General features: G+C 67.7%; 18 protein-coding genes. 8 read left to right on the top strand and 10 right to left on the bottom strand.

All coding sequences use genetic code 11. The features are described 5' to 3' along the window. Positions 1-106 precede the first annotated feature (106 nt). Positions 107-1762: a GMC family oxidoreductase gene (locus KTN05_RS16210; protein ID WP_217330431.1), complete on the bottom strand. Its 1656-nt coding sequence runs from the start codon at positions 1760-1762 to the stop codon at positions 107-109. Between the two features lie 81 nt (positions 1763-1843). Further along, positions 1844-3151: an MFS transporter gene (locus KTN05_RS16205; protein ID WP_217330430.1), complete on the bottom strand. Its 1308-nt coding sequence runs from the start codon at positions 3149-3151 to the stop codon at positions 1844-1846. Between the two features lie 212 nt (positions 3152-3363). On the opposite strand from KTN05_RS16205, the gene KTN05_RS16200 reads away from it, so the two are divergent. Beyond that, the gene (locus KTN05_RS16200) at positions 3364-4128 is read left to right on the top strand and encodes an IclR family transcriptional regulator (RefSeq protein WP_217330429.1); all 765 of its coding nucleotides are present in this window, start codon (positions 3364-3366) and stop codon (positions 4126-4128) included. Positions 4129-4282: 154 nt separating this feature from the next. Here KTN05_RS16200 and KTN05_RS16195 read toward each other — a convergent pair whose 3' ends face one another. Next, positions 4283-4759: a nucleoside deaminase gene (locus tag KTN05_RS16195; protein ID WP_254368291.1), complete on the bottom strand. Its 477-nt coding sequence runs from the start codon at positions 4757-4759 to the stop codon at positions 4283-4285. A 359-nt stretch (positions 4760-5118) separates the two neighbouring features. Here KTN05_RS16195 and KTN05_RS16190 point away from each other — a divergent pair, with 359 nt between their 5' ends. Continuing rightward, positions 5119-5328 (top strand): DUF2945 domain-containing protein, encoded by a 210-nt coding sequence (locus tag KTN05_RS16190; protein ID WP_217330428.1) that lies wholly within the window; start codon positions 5119-5121, stop codon positions 5326-5328. Beyond that, positions 5328-5870, top strand: a complete 543-nt coding sequence (locus KTN05_RS16185) for a DUF488 family protein (protein ID WP_217330427.1) — start codon at positions 5328-5330, stop codon at positions 5868-5870. The genes KTN05_RS16190 and KTN05_RS16185 overlap by 1 nt, the downstream gene beginning before the upstream one ends. A 244-nt stretch (positions 5871-6114) precedes the next feature. Here the strand turns inward: KTN05_RS16185 and KTN05_RS16180 are convergent, their stop codons facing one another. From KTN05_RS16180 to KTN05_RS16160, 5 genes are all read right to left on the bottom strand, one after another. Next, on the bottom strand, positions 6115-6834 hold the full coding sequence (locus KTN05_RS16180; RefSeq protein ID WP_217330426.1) for an RNA polymerase sigma factor: 720 nt from the start codon (positions 6832-6834) through the stop codon (positions 6115-6117). Continuing rightward, positions 6831-7331 carry a plastocyanin/azurin family copper-binding protein gene (locus tag KTN05_RS16175; protein ID WP_254368290.1) on the bottom strand — a complete coding sequence of 167 codons (501 nt, stop codon included), beginning with the start codon at positions 7329-7331 and terminating at the stop codon, positions 6831-6833. The genes KTN05_RS16180 and KTN05_RS16175 overlap by 4 nt, the downstream gene beginning before the upstream one ends. Before the next feature lie 38 nt (positions 7332-7369). After that, a complete protein-coding gene (locus tag KTN05_RS16170; RefSeq protein WP_217330424.1) occupies positions 7370-7732 on the bottom strand; it encodes a hypothetical protein in 363 nt (120 codons plus the stop codon). 515 nt (positions 7733-8247) lie between these two features. Further along, positions 8248-8586, bottom strand: coding sequence for a carboxymuconolactone decarboxylase family protein (locus KTN05_RS16165; RefSeq protein ID WP_217330423.1), 339 nt, complete (start codon positions 8584-8586; stop codon positions 8248-8250). Positions 8587-8846: 260 nt separating this feature from the next. Continuing rightward, positions 8847-10016 (bottom strand): zinc-dependent alcohol dehydrogenase, encoded by a 1170-nt coding sequence (locus KTN05_RS16160; protein ID WP_217330422.1) that lies wholly within the window; start codon positions 10014-10016, stop codon positions 8847-8849. Between the two features lie 194 nt (positions 10017-10210). Here KTN05_RS16160 and KTN05_RS16155 point away from each other — a divergent pair, with 194 nt between their 5' ends. The 5 genes from KTN05_RS16155 (at position 10211) to KTN05_RS16135 (ending at position 14239) form a co-directional block, all read left to right on the top strand. Beyond that, positions 10211-11110 carry an MBL fold metallo-hydrolase gene (locus KTN05_RS16155; protein WP_217330421.1) on the top strand — a complete coding sequence of 300 codons (900 nt, stop codon included), beginning with the start codon at positions 10211-10213 and terminating at the stop codon, positions 11108-11110. A 37-nt stretch (positions 11111-11147) separates the two neighbouring features. After that, the gene (locus KTN05_RS16150; RefSeq protein ID WP_217330420.1) at positions 11148-12392 is read left to right on the top strand and encodes a cytochrome P450; all 1245 of its coding nucleotides are present in this window, start codon (positions 11148-11150) and stop codon (positions 12390-12392) included. Between the two features lie 84 nt (positions 12393-12476). Continuing rightward, positions 12477-12986 (top strand): ferritin-like domain-containing protein, encoded by a 510-nt coding sequence (locus KTN05_RS16145; protein WP_217330419.1) that lies wholly within the window; start codon positions 12477-12479, stop codon positions 12984-12986. A 64-nt stretch (positions 12987-13050) separates the two neighbouring features. Then, positions 13051-13539 carry a DUF4142 domain-containing protein gene (locus KTN05_RS16140; RefSeq protein ID WP_217330418.1) on the top strand — a complete coding sequence of 163 codons (489 nt, stop codon included), beginning with the start codon at positions 13051-13053 and terminating at the stop codon, positions 13537-13539. Positions 13540-13774: 235 nt separating this feature from the next. Next, positions 13775-14239 carry a YetF domain-containing protein gene (locus KTN05_RS16135; RefSeq protein ID WP_217330417.1) on the top strand — a complete coding sequence of 155 codons (465 nt, stop codon included), beginning with the start codon at positions 13775-13777 and terminating at the stop codon, positions 14237-14239. 185 nt (positions 14240-14424) lie between these two features. Here the strand turns inward: KTN05_RS16135 and KTN05_RS16130 are convergent, their stop codons facing one another. Then, positions 14425-15030: a DUF4142 domain-containing protein gene (locus KTN05_RS16130; protein ID WP_217330416.1), complete on the bottom strand. Its 606-nt coding sequence runs from the start codon at positions 15028-15030 to the stop codon at positions 14425-14427. Positions 15031-15044: 14 nt separating this feature from the next. Then, positions 15045-16442, bottom strand: a complete 1398-nt coding sequence (locus tag KTN05_RS16125) for a cytochrome B6 (RefSeq protein WP_254368289.1) — start codon at positions 16440-16442, stop codon at positions 15045-15047. Positions 16443-16793 lie beyond the last annotated feature (351 nt).

The raw sequence follows: 16793 nt of genomic DNA, 5'->3' as shown, positions 1-16793 counted from the left end.
AGACCCGATGATCCCGAACGCATGCTCGATCCCATGCAGCTGCAGAACCTTAACAAAAGCTTCCTCAGTCGTCATCTTCATCGAAATATCTCCTTGTCCGGTTGAGTCATGCCACCTTGCCGAACCCGCCCTGCGGGTCCGTATCGCCGCCGGCGCGGCGGTCCTCATGGACCATCTGCGCCAGCTTGGCGCCGATCATCATGGCCGGCGCGCTGGTATTCCCCGAGACAATCTCGGGCATGATCGAGCAATCCGCCACCCGCAGGCCGCGCACGCCGCGGACCCGAAGGCGCGGGTCCACGACCGCGCCCGCATCCGGGCCCATCCGGCAGGTTCCGGTCGGGTGGTAGATCGTCGTCGAATTCATCCGCGCCCAGTCGAGCAGCTCGTCATATCCCTGCACGTCGGCCGCCGGGCGGAACTCTTCCGAGATGGCCGATTTCAGCGGCTCGGTCCGGGCGATCTTCCGCGCGATCTCGATGCCGGCGACGATGGTGTCGCGGTCGGTCTGGGTGGCGAGATAGTTCGGCGCGATCATCGGCGCGGCGGCCGGATCGGCCGAGCGCAGCGTGACGGTGCCGCGGCTTTCCGGCCGAAGCTGGCAGACCGACTGGGTGAAGGCCGAGAACGGGTGCACGCCTTCGCCGGGGCTGTCCGCCGACCACGGCTGGATGTGGAACTGGATGTCTGGCGTGGCGAGTTCCGGGCGCGTGCGGATGAAGCCGAACACCAGGCTCGCCGCCATCGTCATCGGGCCGGTGCGGAACAGCCCGTATTCCAGCCCGATGCGCGCCTTCTGGGCGAGTTTGCGGACTTCGTCGTTCAGGGTCGCCTCGCGGGTCTTGAAGACCAGCCGGGCCTGAAGATGGTCCTGCAGGTTGCGCCCGACCTCGGGGGCATCGTGCTGGACGGCGATGCCATGGCCCTGCAGATGCTCGGCGTCGCCGACGCCGGACAGCATGAGGATCTGCGGCGAGCCGATGGCCCCGGCGCAGAGGATCACCTCGCGCGCCGCGCGGATCACCTGACGGGTGCCGTCGGGCCGCTGGATTTCCACGCCCGTGGCGCGTCCGTCCTCGATGACGACGCGGCGCACGGATGCCTGGGTGACGATGCGCAGGTTGGGGCGGTTGCGGATCGGCTTGATGAAGGCGACCGCCGCCGAGCAGCGCCGTCCCTTGTTCACGGTCAGCTGGAAATGGCCGACGCCTTCCTGATCGGCGCCGTTATAGTCGGCGTTGTAGGCGTAGCCGTTGGCGTTCGCCGCCTCGATCCACTTCTCGCAGATGCGGCGGCGCAGGCGCGGGTCGGACACCTGGAGCGGGCCGCTGGTGCCGCGCCCCTCGCCGGCATCGGCGCGCTGGAACGTCTCCATCTCCTCGAACATCGGGCCGATCTCGCGCCAGCTCCAGCCGGTGTTGCCCATCTGCGCCCAGCGGTCGTAATCCTCGCGCTGGCCGCGCACATAAAGCAGGCCGTTCAGCGACGACGAGCCGCCCATGACCTTGCCACGGGGCCAGTTGAGCGAGCGGCCCTTCAGCGCGGGGTCGGGTTCGGTCTCGTAGCACCAGTCGAAGTTCGGATTGTGCATGGTGCGGAAATAGCCGACCGGGATGTGAATCCACGGGCTGCGGTCGCGCCGGCCCGCTTCCAGCAGGGTGACCCGGACCGAAGGATCGGCGGAAAGCTTGTTGGCGACGACGCAGCCCGCCGAACCGGCCCCGACCACCACATAATCCGCAAGACCTGAATCGTGGTTCATGATTGCGCTCCCTTGGGGACTGTCGCGCCCCGGTCATCAGAGTTCAGCCGTGCGCCCGCATGTGCAGGCGCACGGCGCATGTCATGCTTGATTTCGGCGTCCGATCAGGACCGCGCAGACCATCGAGACGAGCCCCGCGAACACCACATAGGCGCAGAGCCAGAAGGGGTCGTTGTTGTTGGCGGCCATCAGCGCGGTGGCGATCATCGGCGTGATGCCCGATGCGAAGATGCCCGAGAACTGATAGACGAACGACACGCCGGTGTAGCGCACGGTCGGATCGAAGAGATCCGCAAATAGCGCCGCCTCGGGTCCATAGACCATCGGGTAGACGATCCCGAACGGCAGCACGAGGCCCAGGACGACCAGCACCGGCTCGCCCGTGGACATCAGGGCAAAGGCCGGGAAGACGCTGAGCGCCAGCAGCGCGGAGCCGATGGCAAAGGTCGTGGGACGCCCGATCCGGTCCGACAGCCGGCCGAACAGCGGGATGAAGAACACCATCACGAGCGCCGCGGCGCACACGGTCCACAGGGCGAAGGTCCGCTCCATCCCGATATACTGGGTCAGGTAAAGGATCGAGAACACCGCGAAGACGTTGAAGAACACACCGTCGATATAGCGCGCGCCCATGCCCAGCAGGACGTTGGCGGGGTAGCGCTTGAGCATCTGCACGAAGGGCAGCCCTTGGTCCTTGCTCTTGGATTCCGCGCGCGCCTTCTTGAACTCGGGGCTTTCGTCGATGTTCGAGCGGATCCAGGTGCCGAGCACCACCAGCCCGATCGAGGCAATGAACGCGACGCGCCAGCCCCAGGTCATGAAGGCCTCGTCCGGCAGCAAGGTCAGCAGCGCCATCACGCCCGACGCCAGGAACAGCCCGATCGACAGCCCGATCTGCGGGATCGAGGCATAGAAGCCGCGCTTGTTCTCGGGGGCGAACTCATAGGCCATCAGCACCGCGCCGCCCCATTCGCCGCCGATGCCGATCCCCTGAAGGACGCGCAGGATCAGAAGCAGGACGGGGGCCAGGATGCCGATGCTTTCATAGGTGGGCAGCAGGCCAATCACGACCGTGGCTCCGCCCATCATCAGCAGGCTGATGACCAGCATGGTCTTGCGGCCGATCCGGTCGCCGTAGTGGCCGAAGATCAGCCCGCCGAACGGACGCGCGACGAAACCCACGGCAAAGGTGGCATAGGCCAGCAGTGTCGAAACGGTCGGGTCGTCGGCCGGAAAGTAAAGCTTGTTGAAGACGATGCCGGCGACGACGCCGTACAGAAAGAAGTCGTACCATTCGATCGTCGAGCCGATGAGGCTGGCAATCGCGACCTTCTTTACATCGTTTACCTTGGCGGCCGGTACCCCGGCACCAGCAGTCGTATCCGCCATCACATCCTCCCTGATGTTGCGACGTTGATCAGCTGCGAAGCGGACACTCCTCCCCCTTCGCGAACGTGGACAGGTTGTCGCAGACCGCCGCTGTAGTCAAACAATTTTGATAATTTCACTCTCAAAAATAATGCTGTCACCCCTGTCCTTACGGTTGGAGCCCCCGCGGCGGCGGTATAGATTGCCGGCGAGAAGAGAGGGACAAGCCCCCGATGCCGAACGACCAAGACAAGCCTGCCCTTCCGCCGAGCTTTCGGAATCTCCAGATTCTGGAGGCGCTTGCGGCCGAGGGCCGGCCGCTGACCGCGACCGAGATCAATGCGTCGCTGAAGCTGCCGGTGCCCACCATCCACCGGCTGGTCAGCAAGCTGGAGGCCGAGGGCTATCTGTCGCGCCATCTCGATGGCCGCAGCTACCAGCCGGGGCCGAAACTTCGCCAGATGACGCAGGGGGTCATCCGCTTCTGGCACCAGAACCTGCCGATCCGCGAGGTTCTGATTCGCCTCAACGAGCGGCTGGGCGAGACCTGCAACCTCGCGATTCCCGATGGCGACGCGATGCTCTACATCGACCGGGTCGAGACGCAGTGGCCGCTGCGCATCCAGCTCCACGTCGGCTCGCGCGTGCCGCTTCATGCGACGGCAGCGGGAAAGCTGAGCCTGTCGCTCATGAGAGAGGCCGAGCTCGCCCGCTATCTCAAGACGAAGCGGCTGGAGGCGTTCACGCCCGACACGATCATCGACCCGGAGCTTCTGCTGGCCGAACTGCGCCAGATCGCCCGGCAGGGATACTCCACCGACCGGCAGGAATTCGTCGCCGGAATGATCGCGGTCGCGGTGCCGGTGAAGAACGCGTCGGGCCATCTCGTCGCCACGCTTTCATTCCACGCCCCCGAGCAGCGGATGTCCCTGGAGCAGGGACTGCAACACCTGCCCCATCTCTCCGCCGCGGCAGATGCGTTGGCGCAGCTGATCTAGATGTCTCGCCCCGGTTCTCTGATGAGATCCTGCCGTTGGTCTGGAAGGATGCCCGACGCTCAACGCCTGAGAGGCGCAGGGAGACCGCCATCGAACCCCTGACAGCACCTGCTGCGGGACTTCTGATGCCGCCGCCAATCCCGACCCGGCGGGCTCATTTGGCGCGTGAGGCGACGTGCAGCCTGTGAAGCTGAGTTGCGAATTCCTCGACCGGGCCGTCGATCTCCGTGTCTCGGATGACCTCGCCTATCGGCAGCGGGCGAACTCGTGATGCGGGGACGCCGAGTTCGGACAGCCATCCCGAAAGCTGCGCAGATGAGCTTGCATAGACAATGCGGCCGAGACCGACCCAGCCATGCGCCGCGGCGCACATCGGGCAGTGCTCACCCGAGGTATAGACCGTGGCTCGGGCACGATCCCCGGCGGACATGTTGTTCGCCGCCCACCGGGCAATAGCGAACTCCGGGTGCTGGGTGTGGTCGCCGCCAGCGACATGATTGTGGTCCTCGAACAGGACCTGACCGTCCGAGGACACGAGGACCGAGCCGAACGGCTCATCTCCGCTCGCAAGCGCCTGGGCAGCGAGTTCGACGCAGCGCTGAAGATGTTTTCGGTCAATGTCATCGATCATCGTATTTTCCTTGTTCGGCCTCTCTGCGGCCAGCAAAGCATCGTATCGCCCACCTGTATAGCCGGACGCGCCTGTGGGACTGGCTTGCCGCCGTTGATTTCAAGCCGGGGCGGATCGCGCCGAGGACGAGATCAAGCGGCGCTGTCTCGCGCCCGGCAAGCCCGAAGTGCAACTCGGTCAGGAGAGAGGTCGCGACATGACCGCCGGCGGGACGTGGCGGCGAGGTCAACAATGATGGAGAAGCCATCGCGACCGCGGCCGCCGCGCTTCCGCGACGCAGGATCAATTCGGCCGTGGCGGCGTTGTCGTCGGCAGGCTTGGCGCATCAGCGCCGCCACCGCAGAGAAGGAGGACCCCGCATGGCGAAATTTTCCATCGGCGATCATGTGAGCTGGAACTCCGAGGCGGGCCGGGTCAGCGGCCGGATCATCAGGGTCCATCACGAGGATTTCGACTACAAGGGCCACCGCCACCGCGCGTCGGAGGACGACCCGCAATACGAGATCGCAAGCGACAGGACCGACCACATCGCGGCCCACAAGGAGGGCGCGTTGACGAAGATCGGCTGATGGTCGCGCAGTTCACCACGATCGGGCATTCCGACCGCAGCCTCGAGGAATTCCTGGGCATGCTGCAGGGGGCCGGGGTCCGCCTGCTCGTCGATGTGCGGGCGTTTCCCCGGTCGCGGCGCAATCCCGAATACAACATCGACCGGCTGCCGGACGATCTCGCGCAGGTGCAGATCGGCTATCGTCACTGTCCCGCCCTCGGCGGCCGGCGGCCGAAGCAGGCCGAGGTGGACCCCGGTCTCAATGCCCTGTGGCGGGTGCAGAGTTTCCACAACTACGCCGATTACGCGCTCGGGCCGGAATTCGCCGCAGCCTTCGACGAGCTTGTGCGGCTGGGGCACGATCCGCGGCTGGCGCTGATGTGTTCGGAAGCGGTCTGGTGGCGGTGCCACCGCCGCATCATCGCCGACCATCTGCTGCTGAACGGCCATGCCGTGGACCACCTGATGGGACCGGGCCAGATCGTTCCGGCCACGCCCACCCCCGGCGCGCAAAGGACCGCGGCGGGAAAGGCGGTCTATCCGCCCGAACCAACCGGCTGAGATTGCCGGCATCTGGCCCTACTGGCGATGCACGGCACGTTCACATGCGCGGGCACATGCGCGGGCACATGCGCGGGCACATGCGCGGGCCGGGCGGGCGTTGCGAGGCGATCAGCAGCATCACGGCGCGGACATGCGCGCGCTCTCGCCCCTTGAAAGGCTCCGCCAGTGCGCAGGCGCGGCCAATGGAAAGCACGATGCTCTGTCGCCGGTCGCCCCCGCCTGAGCGCGTCATGGCGGAGATCTAGACAGGAGAGCCGGACCAGCAGGGTTGCCCTTTCAGCGAGCCGACCACGCGGTCGGCCATGCCGACGCAGCGGCTTCCGTCGAATGGAAAGATGGTCTCGAACCCGCCCTTGATCCGGTCCGTGATGATCCGCCGCAGCCGATGGCGCGCCCGCATCAACCGCGTTTTCACCGTGCCGAGCGGCAGCGAGAGGTCGCGGGCAATGTCGCGCAGGTCGAGACCCGCAGTCTCGTGCATGAGGAACACCAGCCGGAGGTCGGATGGAAGCTCGCTGACCGCAGCCTCGATCAGGGCGCGGGTCTGCATCCGGCCAAGGGCCGCCTCGGTCGGCTCGGGGTCGGTGCCGGGGAACAGCAGCACCTCGGCGCTGCGGATCACGGTTTCCGTCACAGTGTCATATTCCTGCTGCACCCGCTGCTTGCGCAGCCGCATGGCCGCGCAGTTCAGGGTGATGCGGGTGATCCAGGTCGAGAACCGGGCCGCGTCGCGAAAGCCATCCAGATGGGTGAACGCGGCCAGCCAGGCATCCTGCACGACCTCCTCGGCCTCGGCGTCGCTGGGCATCAGGCCGCGCGCGATGCGGAACAGGCGCCCGTTCAGCCGCCGGATCAGTTCCCGAACGGCGGCCTCGTCATGCAGCCGGGCTGCTGCCACCAGCGCGGCCTCGGACAACTGCCGCTCGGCGCGAAGGGGCGGCGATCTGCCGGGTTCGCTCATGTCCAGCCTCCCTTCTCCGGCATGACCGAGCCACGCGCGAGGATGGCATCGACCGGCGGAAAGCCGGCCAGCGCCGCCTCGGGCAGATCACCCGCGTCCTGCGCCGGACCCTGCCAGCCGGGACCACTCTCGGGCCGGCCGACGACGATCCGCGCCACCATGCCGGCATGTTCATGCGGCTGGCAGTAGAGATCATAGACCCCCGGCGCGGTCAGCGTGACCTCGAACTGCTCGCCCGGCAGCAGCAGGCCGCTGTCCCAGGGCTCGGCGGCGTCGGGGATGCGCCGCTGCCGGTCCAGAATGTCCGGGTGGTAGGCGGTCGCCGTGTGGCTGTTGCCGGCGTCGCGGTTCACGAAGCGGATCGTTTCGCCGGGCGCGACGGCAAGGCCGACCGGAGCGAACCAGACCTGCTCGCCCCGCGGACTGCCCTTCATCTCGACCAGCAGCGGCCCTGCCGCGATCGCCCGGCGGGGCCGCGCTTGGACGGCCAACAGCATGGCCGCCCCTCCGGTAATCAGGTTTCGGCGGTTCATGGTCATTCTGCCAGCCGCGCCTTGGCGTCTGCGTCGTGATAGAGCACCACATGGACATGCGGCTTTTCGACGCCGGGATGGCCGGCGTTGTAATAGATATCGACCGACGTGACGGTGTCGTTCCCGACTGCGAGGTCGTTGAAGGCGGTGCCGCCCTCCAGATCCTCGATCGGCGTCATGTAGATCGTGGCCGACAGCTTGCCGTCATGGTCATAGCCGAGGAACGGCCCAGCCGGCAGGGTGGCAGGATCGACATAGAGCGTGCCGAGGCCGGGCAGGAAGTCCGGCAGCGTGACAAGCTCGCTGACCTTTGCGAATGGCGCGGCAGGCGGCGCGGTCTCGGCCGCCGCCTGGGCCGCGGCCAAAGCGGCAAGGCGCCCAGCAGGACGCAGGCGGCGAGGGCGGGGATGGATCGGAACATGGGATGACCTTTCGGTTCGGGGCCGGATCAGCCCGGCCTCATTCCATTGGATGCGGTTCGGGCCAAAAGGTTCCCGTCGGCATGATTCCGTGATGGTTCATCTGTCCGCCTGCAACTGTCCGGTGAGTATCCGGCCAGCATCGCGGCCTCGCGACATAGAATAACAGCGCCGGCCCTTGCGGGAGCAGGGAAGGCAGCGCCCCACCGCCTCTGGATTGCCGCGCAGCTCCACCCGATGACGGTCGCGGAGCTCGGGCCAGCGCGCCGCATCATGGCGGAACCATTTGCGCGCCGCCGTCAAAGCGGCGACGTCGCGGCTCCGGTCGTCCTCAAACAACCTTGCGGATCGCGCGTGGCCAGACGCGGGCGGCCGGAAGCTGCTACCCCCCCGCCCCCGCACGGCCGCGAATGCTGCGTCAGGACCACAAACCCATGCGAGCGCGGTCCTGCCCCTCCCCCTCATTCGCCGTCGATCTCGTCCAGAATCGTCAGGGTCTTGTTGGAATGGGCATAGGCGGCGCCGGCCCGCATCTCGGCCGCGACCCAGATCGCTTCCATGATCTGTTCATTGGTCGCGCCTGCGCGCTTGGCGCCTTTGGTGTGGCCCTCGATGCACCACGGGCATTGGGTCACATGCGCCACGGCAAGCGCGATCAGTTGCTTGGTGCGCTTGTCCAGCGCGCCGTCTGCGAACACCGCCTTCGACAACGCCGCGAAGGCGTCGTCGATGTCGGGTGCCAGCGCGTGCCGCTTGGCCGCAAGCGCGGCGCTGGCCTTGGGCAGGGTGATGTCGGACATGATCTCCTCCGTTCAGGGGGTCGGGCTGGCAATCGTTTGCCGCCGCACCGCCCGGACGGGGAGCGGGCGGTTGGCGGGCCACATGAACCGGCTGTTGCGTTGGCGGCGGGCTGCGTGGCCCCGGCCGCCCGGCGCCGCCGGGTGTCCACAGGATCAAAGCCCTGCTGCGGGGGCTCGGTCCGCGGCGTCGTCGGTCGATCGTCCGGGACAGATGCCGGGCTTTCCTGCGGAGTGGCCCTCTCCGCCCCGATCCCGCCCGCTCACAGCGTCATCACGCATTTGATGTATTCCGAGCGGTCGTTGCGGAACCTGTCGTAGAACTCGGGACCGTCCTCCAGCGTGCCGCGATGCGAGATGATGGTGCTGGGGTCGATCTCGCCTGCCTCGATGCGCTTGAGCAGCCGTTCCATGTAGGCGCGGGTGTGGGTCTGACCGCCGCGCATCATCAGCCCCTTGCCGAAGGCCGCGCCGATCGGGAACTTGTCCGCGACCCCCGCATAGACGCCGGGGATCGACACCGCGCCGCCCTTGCGGCAGCACATGATCGCGGCGCGCAGCGCGTTGGGCCGGTCGGTTTCCAGCATCAGGGCGTTCCTGGCCTTGTCGTAGATGTTGCCGATCACCGAGGCGCCATGCGCCTCCAGCCCCACGGCGTCGATGCAGCGGTTGGGCAGCTTGCCCGAGGTCAGGTCCATCAGCCGCTCGTAGCTGTCCTCCTTCGACAGGTTGATCGTCTCCGCCCCCGCCTTCCGGGCGAGATCCAGCCGGCCTTCCTCGAAGTCGAGCGCGAACACCCGCTCGGCCCCCAGCAGGAAGGCCGACATGATCGCGAACAGCCCCACCGGCCCCGCGCCCCAGATGGCGACCAGATCGCCCGGCCCGGTGCCGACCTGCTCGACCGCCTGATAGCCGGTCGGGAAGATGTCGGTCAGGAACAGCACCTTCTCGTCGGGCAGGCCTTCGGGCACCCCCACCAGCCCCACATCGGCGTGGGGGACGCGGACATATTCGGCCTGCCCGCCCGCATAGCCGCCGAACAGATGCGAATAGCCGAACATGCCGCCCCCGGACTGGCCATACAGCGCCTCGACCTTCTCGTGGTCGGGGTTGGTGTTGTCGCAGAGCGAGAACGCATCGACCCGGCAGAACGCGCAGTGGCCGCAGGCGATGTTGAACGGCACCAGCACCCGGTCGCCGGTCCTGAACTTCGTCACGCCGGGCCCGGTCGCGACGATCTCGCCCATGAACTCGTGCCCGAGGATGTCGCCCTTGCGCATTTCCGGGATGAAGCCGTCGTAAAGATGCAGGTCCGAGCCGCAGATCGCGGTGCTGGAGACCTTGAGGACGACATCGCCCTGATCCTCGATGGTGGGGTCGTCCACGTTGTCCACCTGGACCTTGCCGGTGCCCTGGAAAGTGATCGCGCGCATGTTCCACCTCGCGTTTCTCTGGCGGGTCAACAAAGGCGCGGACCGGCGGTTCCGCCGATCTGCGGAAAGCACCTGCGCGGACGGGCAGGCCTGTCATCGAGTGACGGACCCCGCGACCGCCCGGCGGCGTTGCCCCGGTGGATCGAATCTCGACACGCGGCCCACTTCGGGCGCGGCAAGGAAGGAGAAGGACGATGGCCGAGCAGGTTCCCCTTTCCGACGAGGCGGTGGCGCAGGAGCCGGAAGTCGCCGCCGACCGCGACGAGCCCACCCGCGAGGTCGCGGCCGATCTGGCGTATCGGCGGCTCGGCATCGTCAATGCGGTGTTCTGGGGCGAGCGCGGCGCGGGCGACCGCGGCTGGGTGCTGATCGACGCGGGCCTGCGCGGGACGGCAGGGCTGATCCGCTCCGCGGCCGAGGCGCGGTTCGGCGAAGGCTCCCGCCCCTCTGCCATCGTCATGACCCATGGGCATTTCGACCATGTCGGCGCGCTGTCCACCCTGGCCGAGGAATGGGACGTGCCGGTCTATGCCCATGAGCTGGAACGGCCGTATCTCGACGGCTCGGCCAGCTATCCGCCGGGCGATCCGGGCGTCGGCGGGGGCATGATGTCGCGCCTGTCGCGCTTCTATCCGACCGGGCCCATCGACATCGGCGAGCGTCTGCGGAACCTGCCCGCGGACGGAAGCGTGCCGGGGATGCCCGGCTGGCGCTGGCTGCACACGCCGGGCCATTCCGTCGGCCATGTGTCGCTGTGGCGCGAGAGCGACCGGATGCTGGTCGCGGGCGATGCCATCGTCACGACCGGGCAGGAATCGGCTTACTCGGTCGCGGTGCAGGAGCCGCAGATGCACGGCCCGCCCGCCTATTTCACCATCGACTGGGAGGCGGCGGAACGCTCGGTCGGCAAGCTGGCGGCGCTGGGGCCCGAGACGATCCTGACCATGCACGGCCAGCCGTTGCAGGGACCGCTGATGCAGCAGGCCCTCGCCACGCTCTCCCGCGATTTCCGCGAGATCGCCGTGCCCGAGAACGGCGTCTATGTCGCCGCGCCCCGCCGGGCCGAGGACGGAACGGCCTACGAGCGGAGCTGAAACCGGAACTCCGGCCAGCCGCGCGGGTTCGGTCACCATGTCCAGGCCCCTGCCCAACGCCGCGTTCGACCTGACGCTCGACCTGCTGCGCGATCCTTATGGCTTCATCGGACGCCATTGCGATCGGCTGGGAAGCGACGGGTTCCGCACCCGGATCGCATTGCGGCCCGCGATATGCCTGCGCGGCGCCGAGGCTGCCGCCTTCTTCTATGACGGCGAGCGTTTCGGCCGCGCCAAGGCAATGCCGCCGGTCACCGTCCGGCTGCTTCAGGACAAGGGGTCCGTCCAGACGCTGAACGGAGCGGCGCACCGGCACCGCAAGGCGATGTTCCTCGATCTCGCCACTGCGCCGGATCGTGTCGCCGCGCTGGAGCAGGCTTTCGGCCGCGCGTGGGACGCCGCACAGGAGCGTTGGCTCGCGGCAGGCGAGGCCCGGCTGCTGCCGGAGGTCAATCTGGTCCTCGCCCGCGCCACTGTGGACTGGATGGGATTCGACTGGGCGGAACGGGGCGGCCGCCGCTTTTCGCGCGACATGGATGCGATGGTGGCCAATGCCGCGGGCATGGGGCCGCGGAGTTGGGCCGCGCTGATGCGCCGCCGCCGTGCCGAACGCGCCGTGCGGCGCCAGATCCTCGCGATCCGGCAGGGCCGCCACCCCGCGGCCGAGAACGCTCCGGCCCGCAAGCTGGCCTTCTTCCGGGACGAGACGGGAGAGCTTCTTGCCCCCGAGGTCGCCGCCGTCGAGGCCCTTAACCTTCTGCGCCCAACGCTGGCGATCGGGCGGTTCATCGTCGATGCCGCGCAGGCGCTTGAGCGCGATCCGGCGCTGAGAGCGGCCCTCGTGTCCGACCCGTCGCTGACGGAGGGCTTTGCCGAGGAGGTGCGCCGCCGCGCGCGCTATTTCCCGCTCATCGGAGGAACGGCGCTGCATGATCTCGACTGGCGCGGCACACCGATCCGCAAGGGAAGCTGGGTTCTGCTGGCCCTCTGGGGCACCTCGAACGACCCTCGGGCGATTGCCGGGCCGGAACGCATCGACCCGACCCGCGCCCATTCGTGGCGCGAGCAGGGGCATCAGGTCATCCCGCAAGGTGCGGGCCTTTCGGCCGAGACCCACCGCTGTCCGGGCGAGTGGATCACGGTGGCGCTGATGACGCAGGCGACCACGCGCCTGCTGCGGCTGAGCTATCGCGTGGGGCCCGCCGCGATGAAAAGCCCGCCCTTCCGCTATCCGCCGTCGCCGAGGGACGGTTTCCAGATGCGCGACCTGCGCCTGCGCTGAGCGCCGGCAAGAGTCGCCGGCAACCTGCGGAACCCTGATCTGGCGCGGCGTGTTCGGCTTCGGTGACACTTCAAGGAGGTCGAGATGACGGAAGCACGGGAATGGATGGTCCAGTGGCTGCGCGATGCCCACGCGATGGAGGAGCAGGCCCAGACCATGCTCGCCGGGCAGGCCGAGCGGATCGACAACTACCCGGAACTCGCCGCGCGCATCCGCCAGCACGAGGCGGAGACGAAGGAGCAGGCGGAACGGCTGCTGGGGGCGCTCGAGTCGATCGGCGAAAGCAGATCCATGCTGAAGGACACCGGCGGCAAGCTGATGGCGACGGCGCAGGCGGTGGGCGGGGCGTTCGCGGGCGACGAGGTGATGAAGGGCTCGCTTGCCAGCTATGCCTTCGAGCAGATGGAGATCGCCTCCTACACCGCCCTGATCGCCGCGGCCGAGCATCTTGGCGAAGCCGAGGTGGTGCGCGCCTGCCAGGCAAACCTGAAGGAGGAGGTTGCGATGGCGGACTGGCTGGCCAGCCACCTGCCGGCGACCACCCGCGCCTTCCTCGACCGGGCAAACGCGGGCGATCCCGCCGCCAAACGCTGAGCGCCTTCCCGACATTGCAACCCGCCCGGATGATCCGGGCCACAGCACGACGAAGGAGAGACCCATGAGAACCCTTTTCCTTTCCGCCGCCTTCGGCCTGGCGACCCTCGGCGCGGCCTGGGCGCAGGGCACGACCGCGCAGGACTTCGTCAACCAGGCGGCCAGCGGCGGCCTGTTCGAGGTCCAGTCGAGCGAACTCGCGCTGCAACGCTCGCAGAACGCCGATGTTCAGGAATTCGCCAATCAGATGATAACCGATCATACGGCGAACAATGAGGAACTGGCGGCCGTCGCGCAGGCGCAGAACCTGACGGTGCCGGCAGAGCTTGCCGGTCCCCACGCCGAGATGATGCAGTCCCTTCAGGACGCCGAGGGGGACGCCTTCGATGCGGCCTACATCCAGAACCAGGTGACGGCGCATGAGACGGCGGTGACGCTGTATCAGACCTATGCGGACGGCGGCGACAACGAAGCGCTGGTCGCCTATGCGCAGAAGAGCCTGCCTGTCCTGCAACAGCATCTGGAGCATGCGCAGGGGATGGCCGGGCAATAGGCGCCGCCCGGCGCAAGATGCCGGCCCCACGCGGGGCCGGCGATCCGGCCGTCGGTCCGCCTTCGGTCCGTCGCCCAGCGCGCGTGACACCGGCCGTTCGGCCGTGCCCCGGCTCCGTGCCGGTTGATGGCAACCCGCCGCTCCTCATCCGCGCGCCCGCGCCCGGCGAACCCGTGACGGCGGACGAAGTTGGAATGGGCAGAAGCCACATCATCCGACACAGGAGGCCGCGCCGGTGCTGCAACTCGAAACCCCGATCCTGGAACTCGTGCTGCGGGCGGCGTTGCTGTTCGCGCTGTTCATGGTGCTGCTGCGCATCGTGCCGCGCCGTTCTGTCGGCGAGCTGGCCTCGATGGACCTCGTCTTCCTGCTGCTGATCACCAATGCCGCGTCGAACTCGCTGGGGGAATTTTCGTCGCTGACGGACGGAACCGTGCAGATCCTGACCTTCTTCGGCCTGAACTACCTGACGAACCAGCTGTCCTACCGCTTCCCCGCCATCGAAAGGCTGCTGGAGCATTCGCCGCTGCCGGTCGTCCAGAACGGCAGGATGCTCCGCCGCAACATGCGCAAGGAGGCGCTGACCGAGGAAGAGCTGATGGCAAGCCTGCGGAAAGAAGGCATCGGCGACCTGATTCAGGTCCGCAAGGCCGTCGTGGAAAGCGACGGCCGGTTGAGCTTCATCCGCGAGGACGGCTGAGGGCCGGCGGCGGCAGGTGAACGATCTCGCCCAGCTCGCGGCCACGCCGCGCCGGAGCCCGGCGGAAGCCGTTCTCGTCAGACAATCCCGCTGCGACCCGGCCCGTGCGGCGCATGTCCTCGTCGCGGCGGTCGCCCGCGATGTTGACCACGCCGGTCGCACGCGGTCGAGAGTGCGCGGCGCGGTCAGTTTCCGTCGGCTGCGGGGGCCGCCTCGGCCACCCGGTCGGTGGTCAGGTCGGCGACGATCCCCTGCGCGGCGCGGAGATGGTCCAGGATCGTCGGCAGCGTCGCTGCGGCGAAGCGTTGGAGGTCAGCATCCTGCCCGGCGGTGATTTCCCACATCAGCAGCTGCGTCGTCTTCTGGTGGTCCACGATCTGGCCGCGCATGTAGGCAAGGTCGAACTCGGCCCCCTCCATCCCCTCCAGCCGGTCGCGCATCGCCTGATGCTCGGCGTTCAGCCCGTCCGGCAGGGGGATGCCGCTGGCCTCGGCCAGGCCGGCAAGCTCGTCATTGGCGGCGGAGTGGTCCTCGATCATGCGGCTGGCGAAATCGGTGACCGCCTCGGCCCCGGCTCTTTCCACCGCCAGTTCGGCCAGCGCGACCTCGGCCATGCCGCCCTCGGCCACAAGCTGCGCGAACAGGATGTCGTTGGCGTTGGGCTGGTTCGGCTCGGGCATGCCCTGGGCGTCGAACCTCGTGTCGGGCGCCATGAAGCCGGGATTCCCGATCTGCGCGAAGCCGAGCGCGGGAAGGGCGGCGAAGGCGAGGGCAAGGGCGGCGGCGCGCATGGGATATCCTCCGGTCAGAGGGTGAGCATATAGGCGACGAGGGCGTCCTTCTCGTCCTGGGTCAGCTGGGTCCGCAGCACCAGGTTGAAGAACTCGACCGTGTCGGCCAGCGTCATCAGCCGCCCGTCATGCATGTAGGGGGGCGTGTCCTTGATGCCGCGCAGGGTGAAGGTCTTGATCGGCCCGTCGGGCAGCAGGACGAAGTCGTTGACCACCTCGCCGGGCGCATAAAACCGTTCAAGCTTCAGGTCGTGCATCTGGTGGTCCATGAAGGATTCCACCGGGATGTGGCAGGCCGCGCACTGGCCCTTGCCCATGAAGACCTGCTCGCCCAGCAGCTCCTGCTCGGTGGCAAGGTCGGGGTCGAGCCGCCCCATCGGGTCCAGCTTCGGCGCGGGCGGGAAGTCGATGATGTTCTGCATCTGCGCCATGAAGGCGACCTTGTGCGAGCGGTCGGGGATATGCTCGCCCTTGCGCGCCGCGCTGACATGGTCGCCGTTGAAATAGGCGGTGTGCTGCTCGAACTCGGTAAAATCCTCGATCGAGCGCAGCGAGCGTTTCGAGCCGTGGATCTGCTGGTTGAACATGCCGCGCAGGCTGGGCGAATCCAGCCGGAATCGCGCGGCCTGCGGGCGGACGTCCGGCGTATGGTGGAAGCCCGCATTGGTGTTGAAGTTCGAGTGGCAGTCGAGGCAGGCGATGCCGCGATGCTGCTCGGCGGTCTTGCGGTCCTCGGTCTGGTTGAACTCCTCCTGCGGGAACGGCGTCAGCAGGATGCGCAGCCCCTCCATCTGCACCGGAGTCAGGATGCCGTTCATGATCTCGTAATGGTTCTTGATCGTCAGCAGCTCGCCGCGCGAGACATCGCCCAGATGGGTGTGGGTCGTCAGGAAGATCGGCGGCGGAAATTCCGGCAGCACATGGTCGGGCAGGTCGAAATCCGCGTCGAAGCGGGTCAGGTCGCGGTCCTCCTGCGCGTTGATCTCGTCGATGACGAATTGCGGAAAGATCTGGCCGCTGTTGGCCTGCTTGACGTGCGGCAGCGGCTTGAAACCGTCGGGCAACAGGTCGCCGTCGCGGATCTCCTGCGGCGTCATCGCGGCGAGGCTGTCCCAGGTCTGCCCCTCGGGCAGCCTGACGCGCACACCGTCCTGCACGGCGCGGCGCCCGCCCGACATCATCACGCCGTCCATCGGCTGGTCGGAAAGGTCGTAGCGCGCATCGAGCATGGTGCGCTGGCGTTCCATGACCTGCGGTTTCTGCGTGGAGTCGATCTCCATCGCCCGAGAGAACGGCATGGTGGGAAGCTGGCGATAGGTCGTGGTCGGCGGCAGCGGATCGGATATCGCGGCGGCGGCCGAGGCGGCCAGAGCGACGATGGAGCACATTCCGACAGTCACGGTGCGGGACATTGGGCGACCTCCGGCTTGCAGGCGCCGCGCCGTCTGGCGCGCGAATCGGAGTCCAACGATCACGCGGTCAGGAGGTTCCGTGAGGCTGGGGTGTTCGGTGCGAAATTCGCAAGCGCGGTGGAGAAGAGGGCGGCGGCGTGCGTTGTTGCGGGCCACGGTCGGGGCCGGTCCCTGTGGCGGGAAGCTCGGCTGGCGTGACACGCAAACCTCGCGTCACTGAAGACGATGCACCGCCGGCGAACCGCCACCTGCTCGCTCACCTGAACAGCAGCTCCGCGCAGCGCCTTGCCTCGAACGGCTTTTCGCAGCAGGGCACCTCGGCGTAGGCCGGTGGCAGGGACTGGGTGTCGT

The sequence above is a fragment of the Paracoccus sp. Z118 genome (genome assembly GCF_019061185.1).
GTDB lineage: Bacteria > Pseudomonadota > Alphaproteobacteria > Rhodobacterales > Rhodobacteraceae > Paracoccus.
This window is presented reverse-complemented; position numbering and strand designations above follow the sequence as displayed.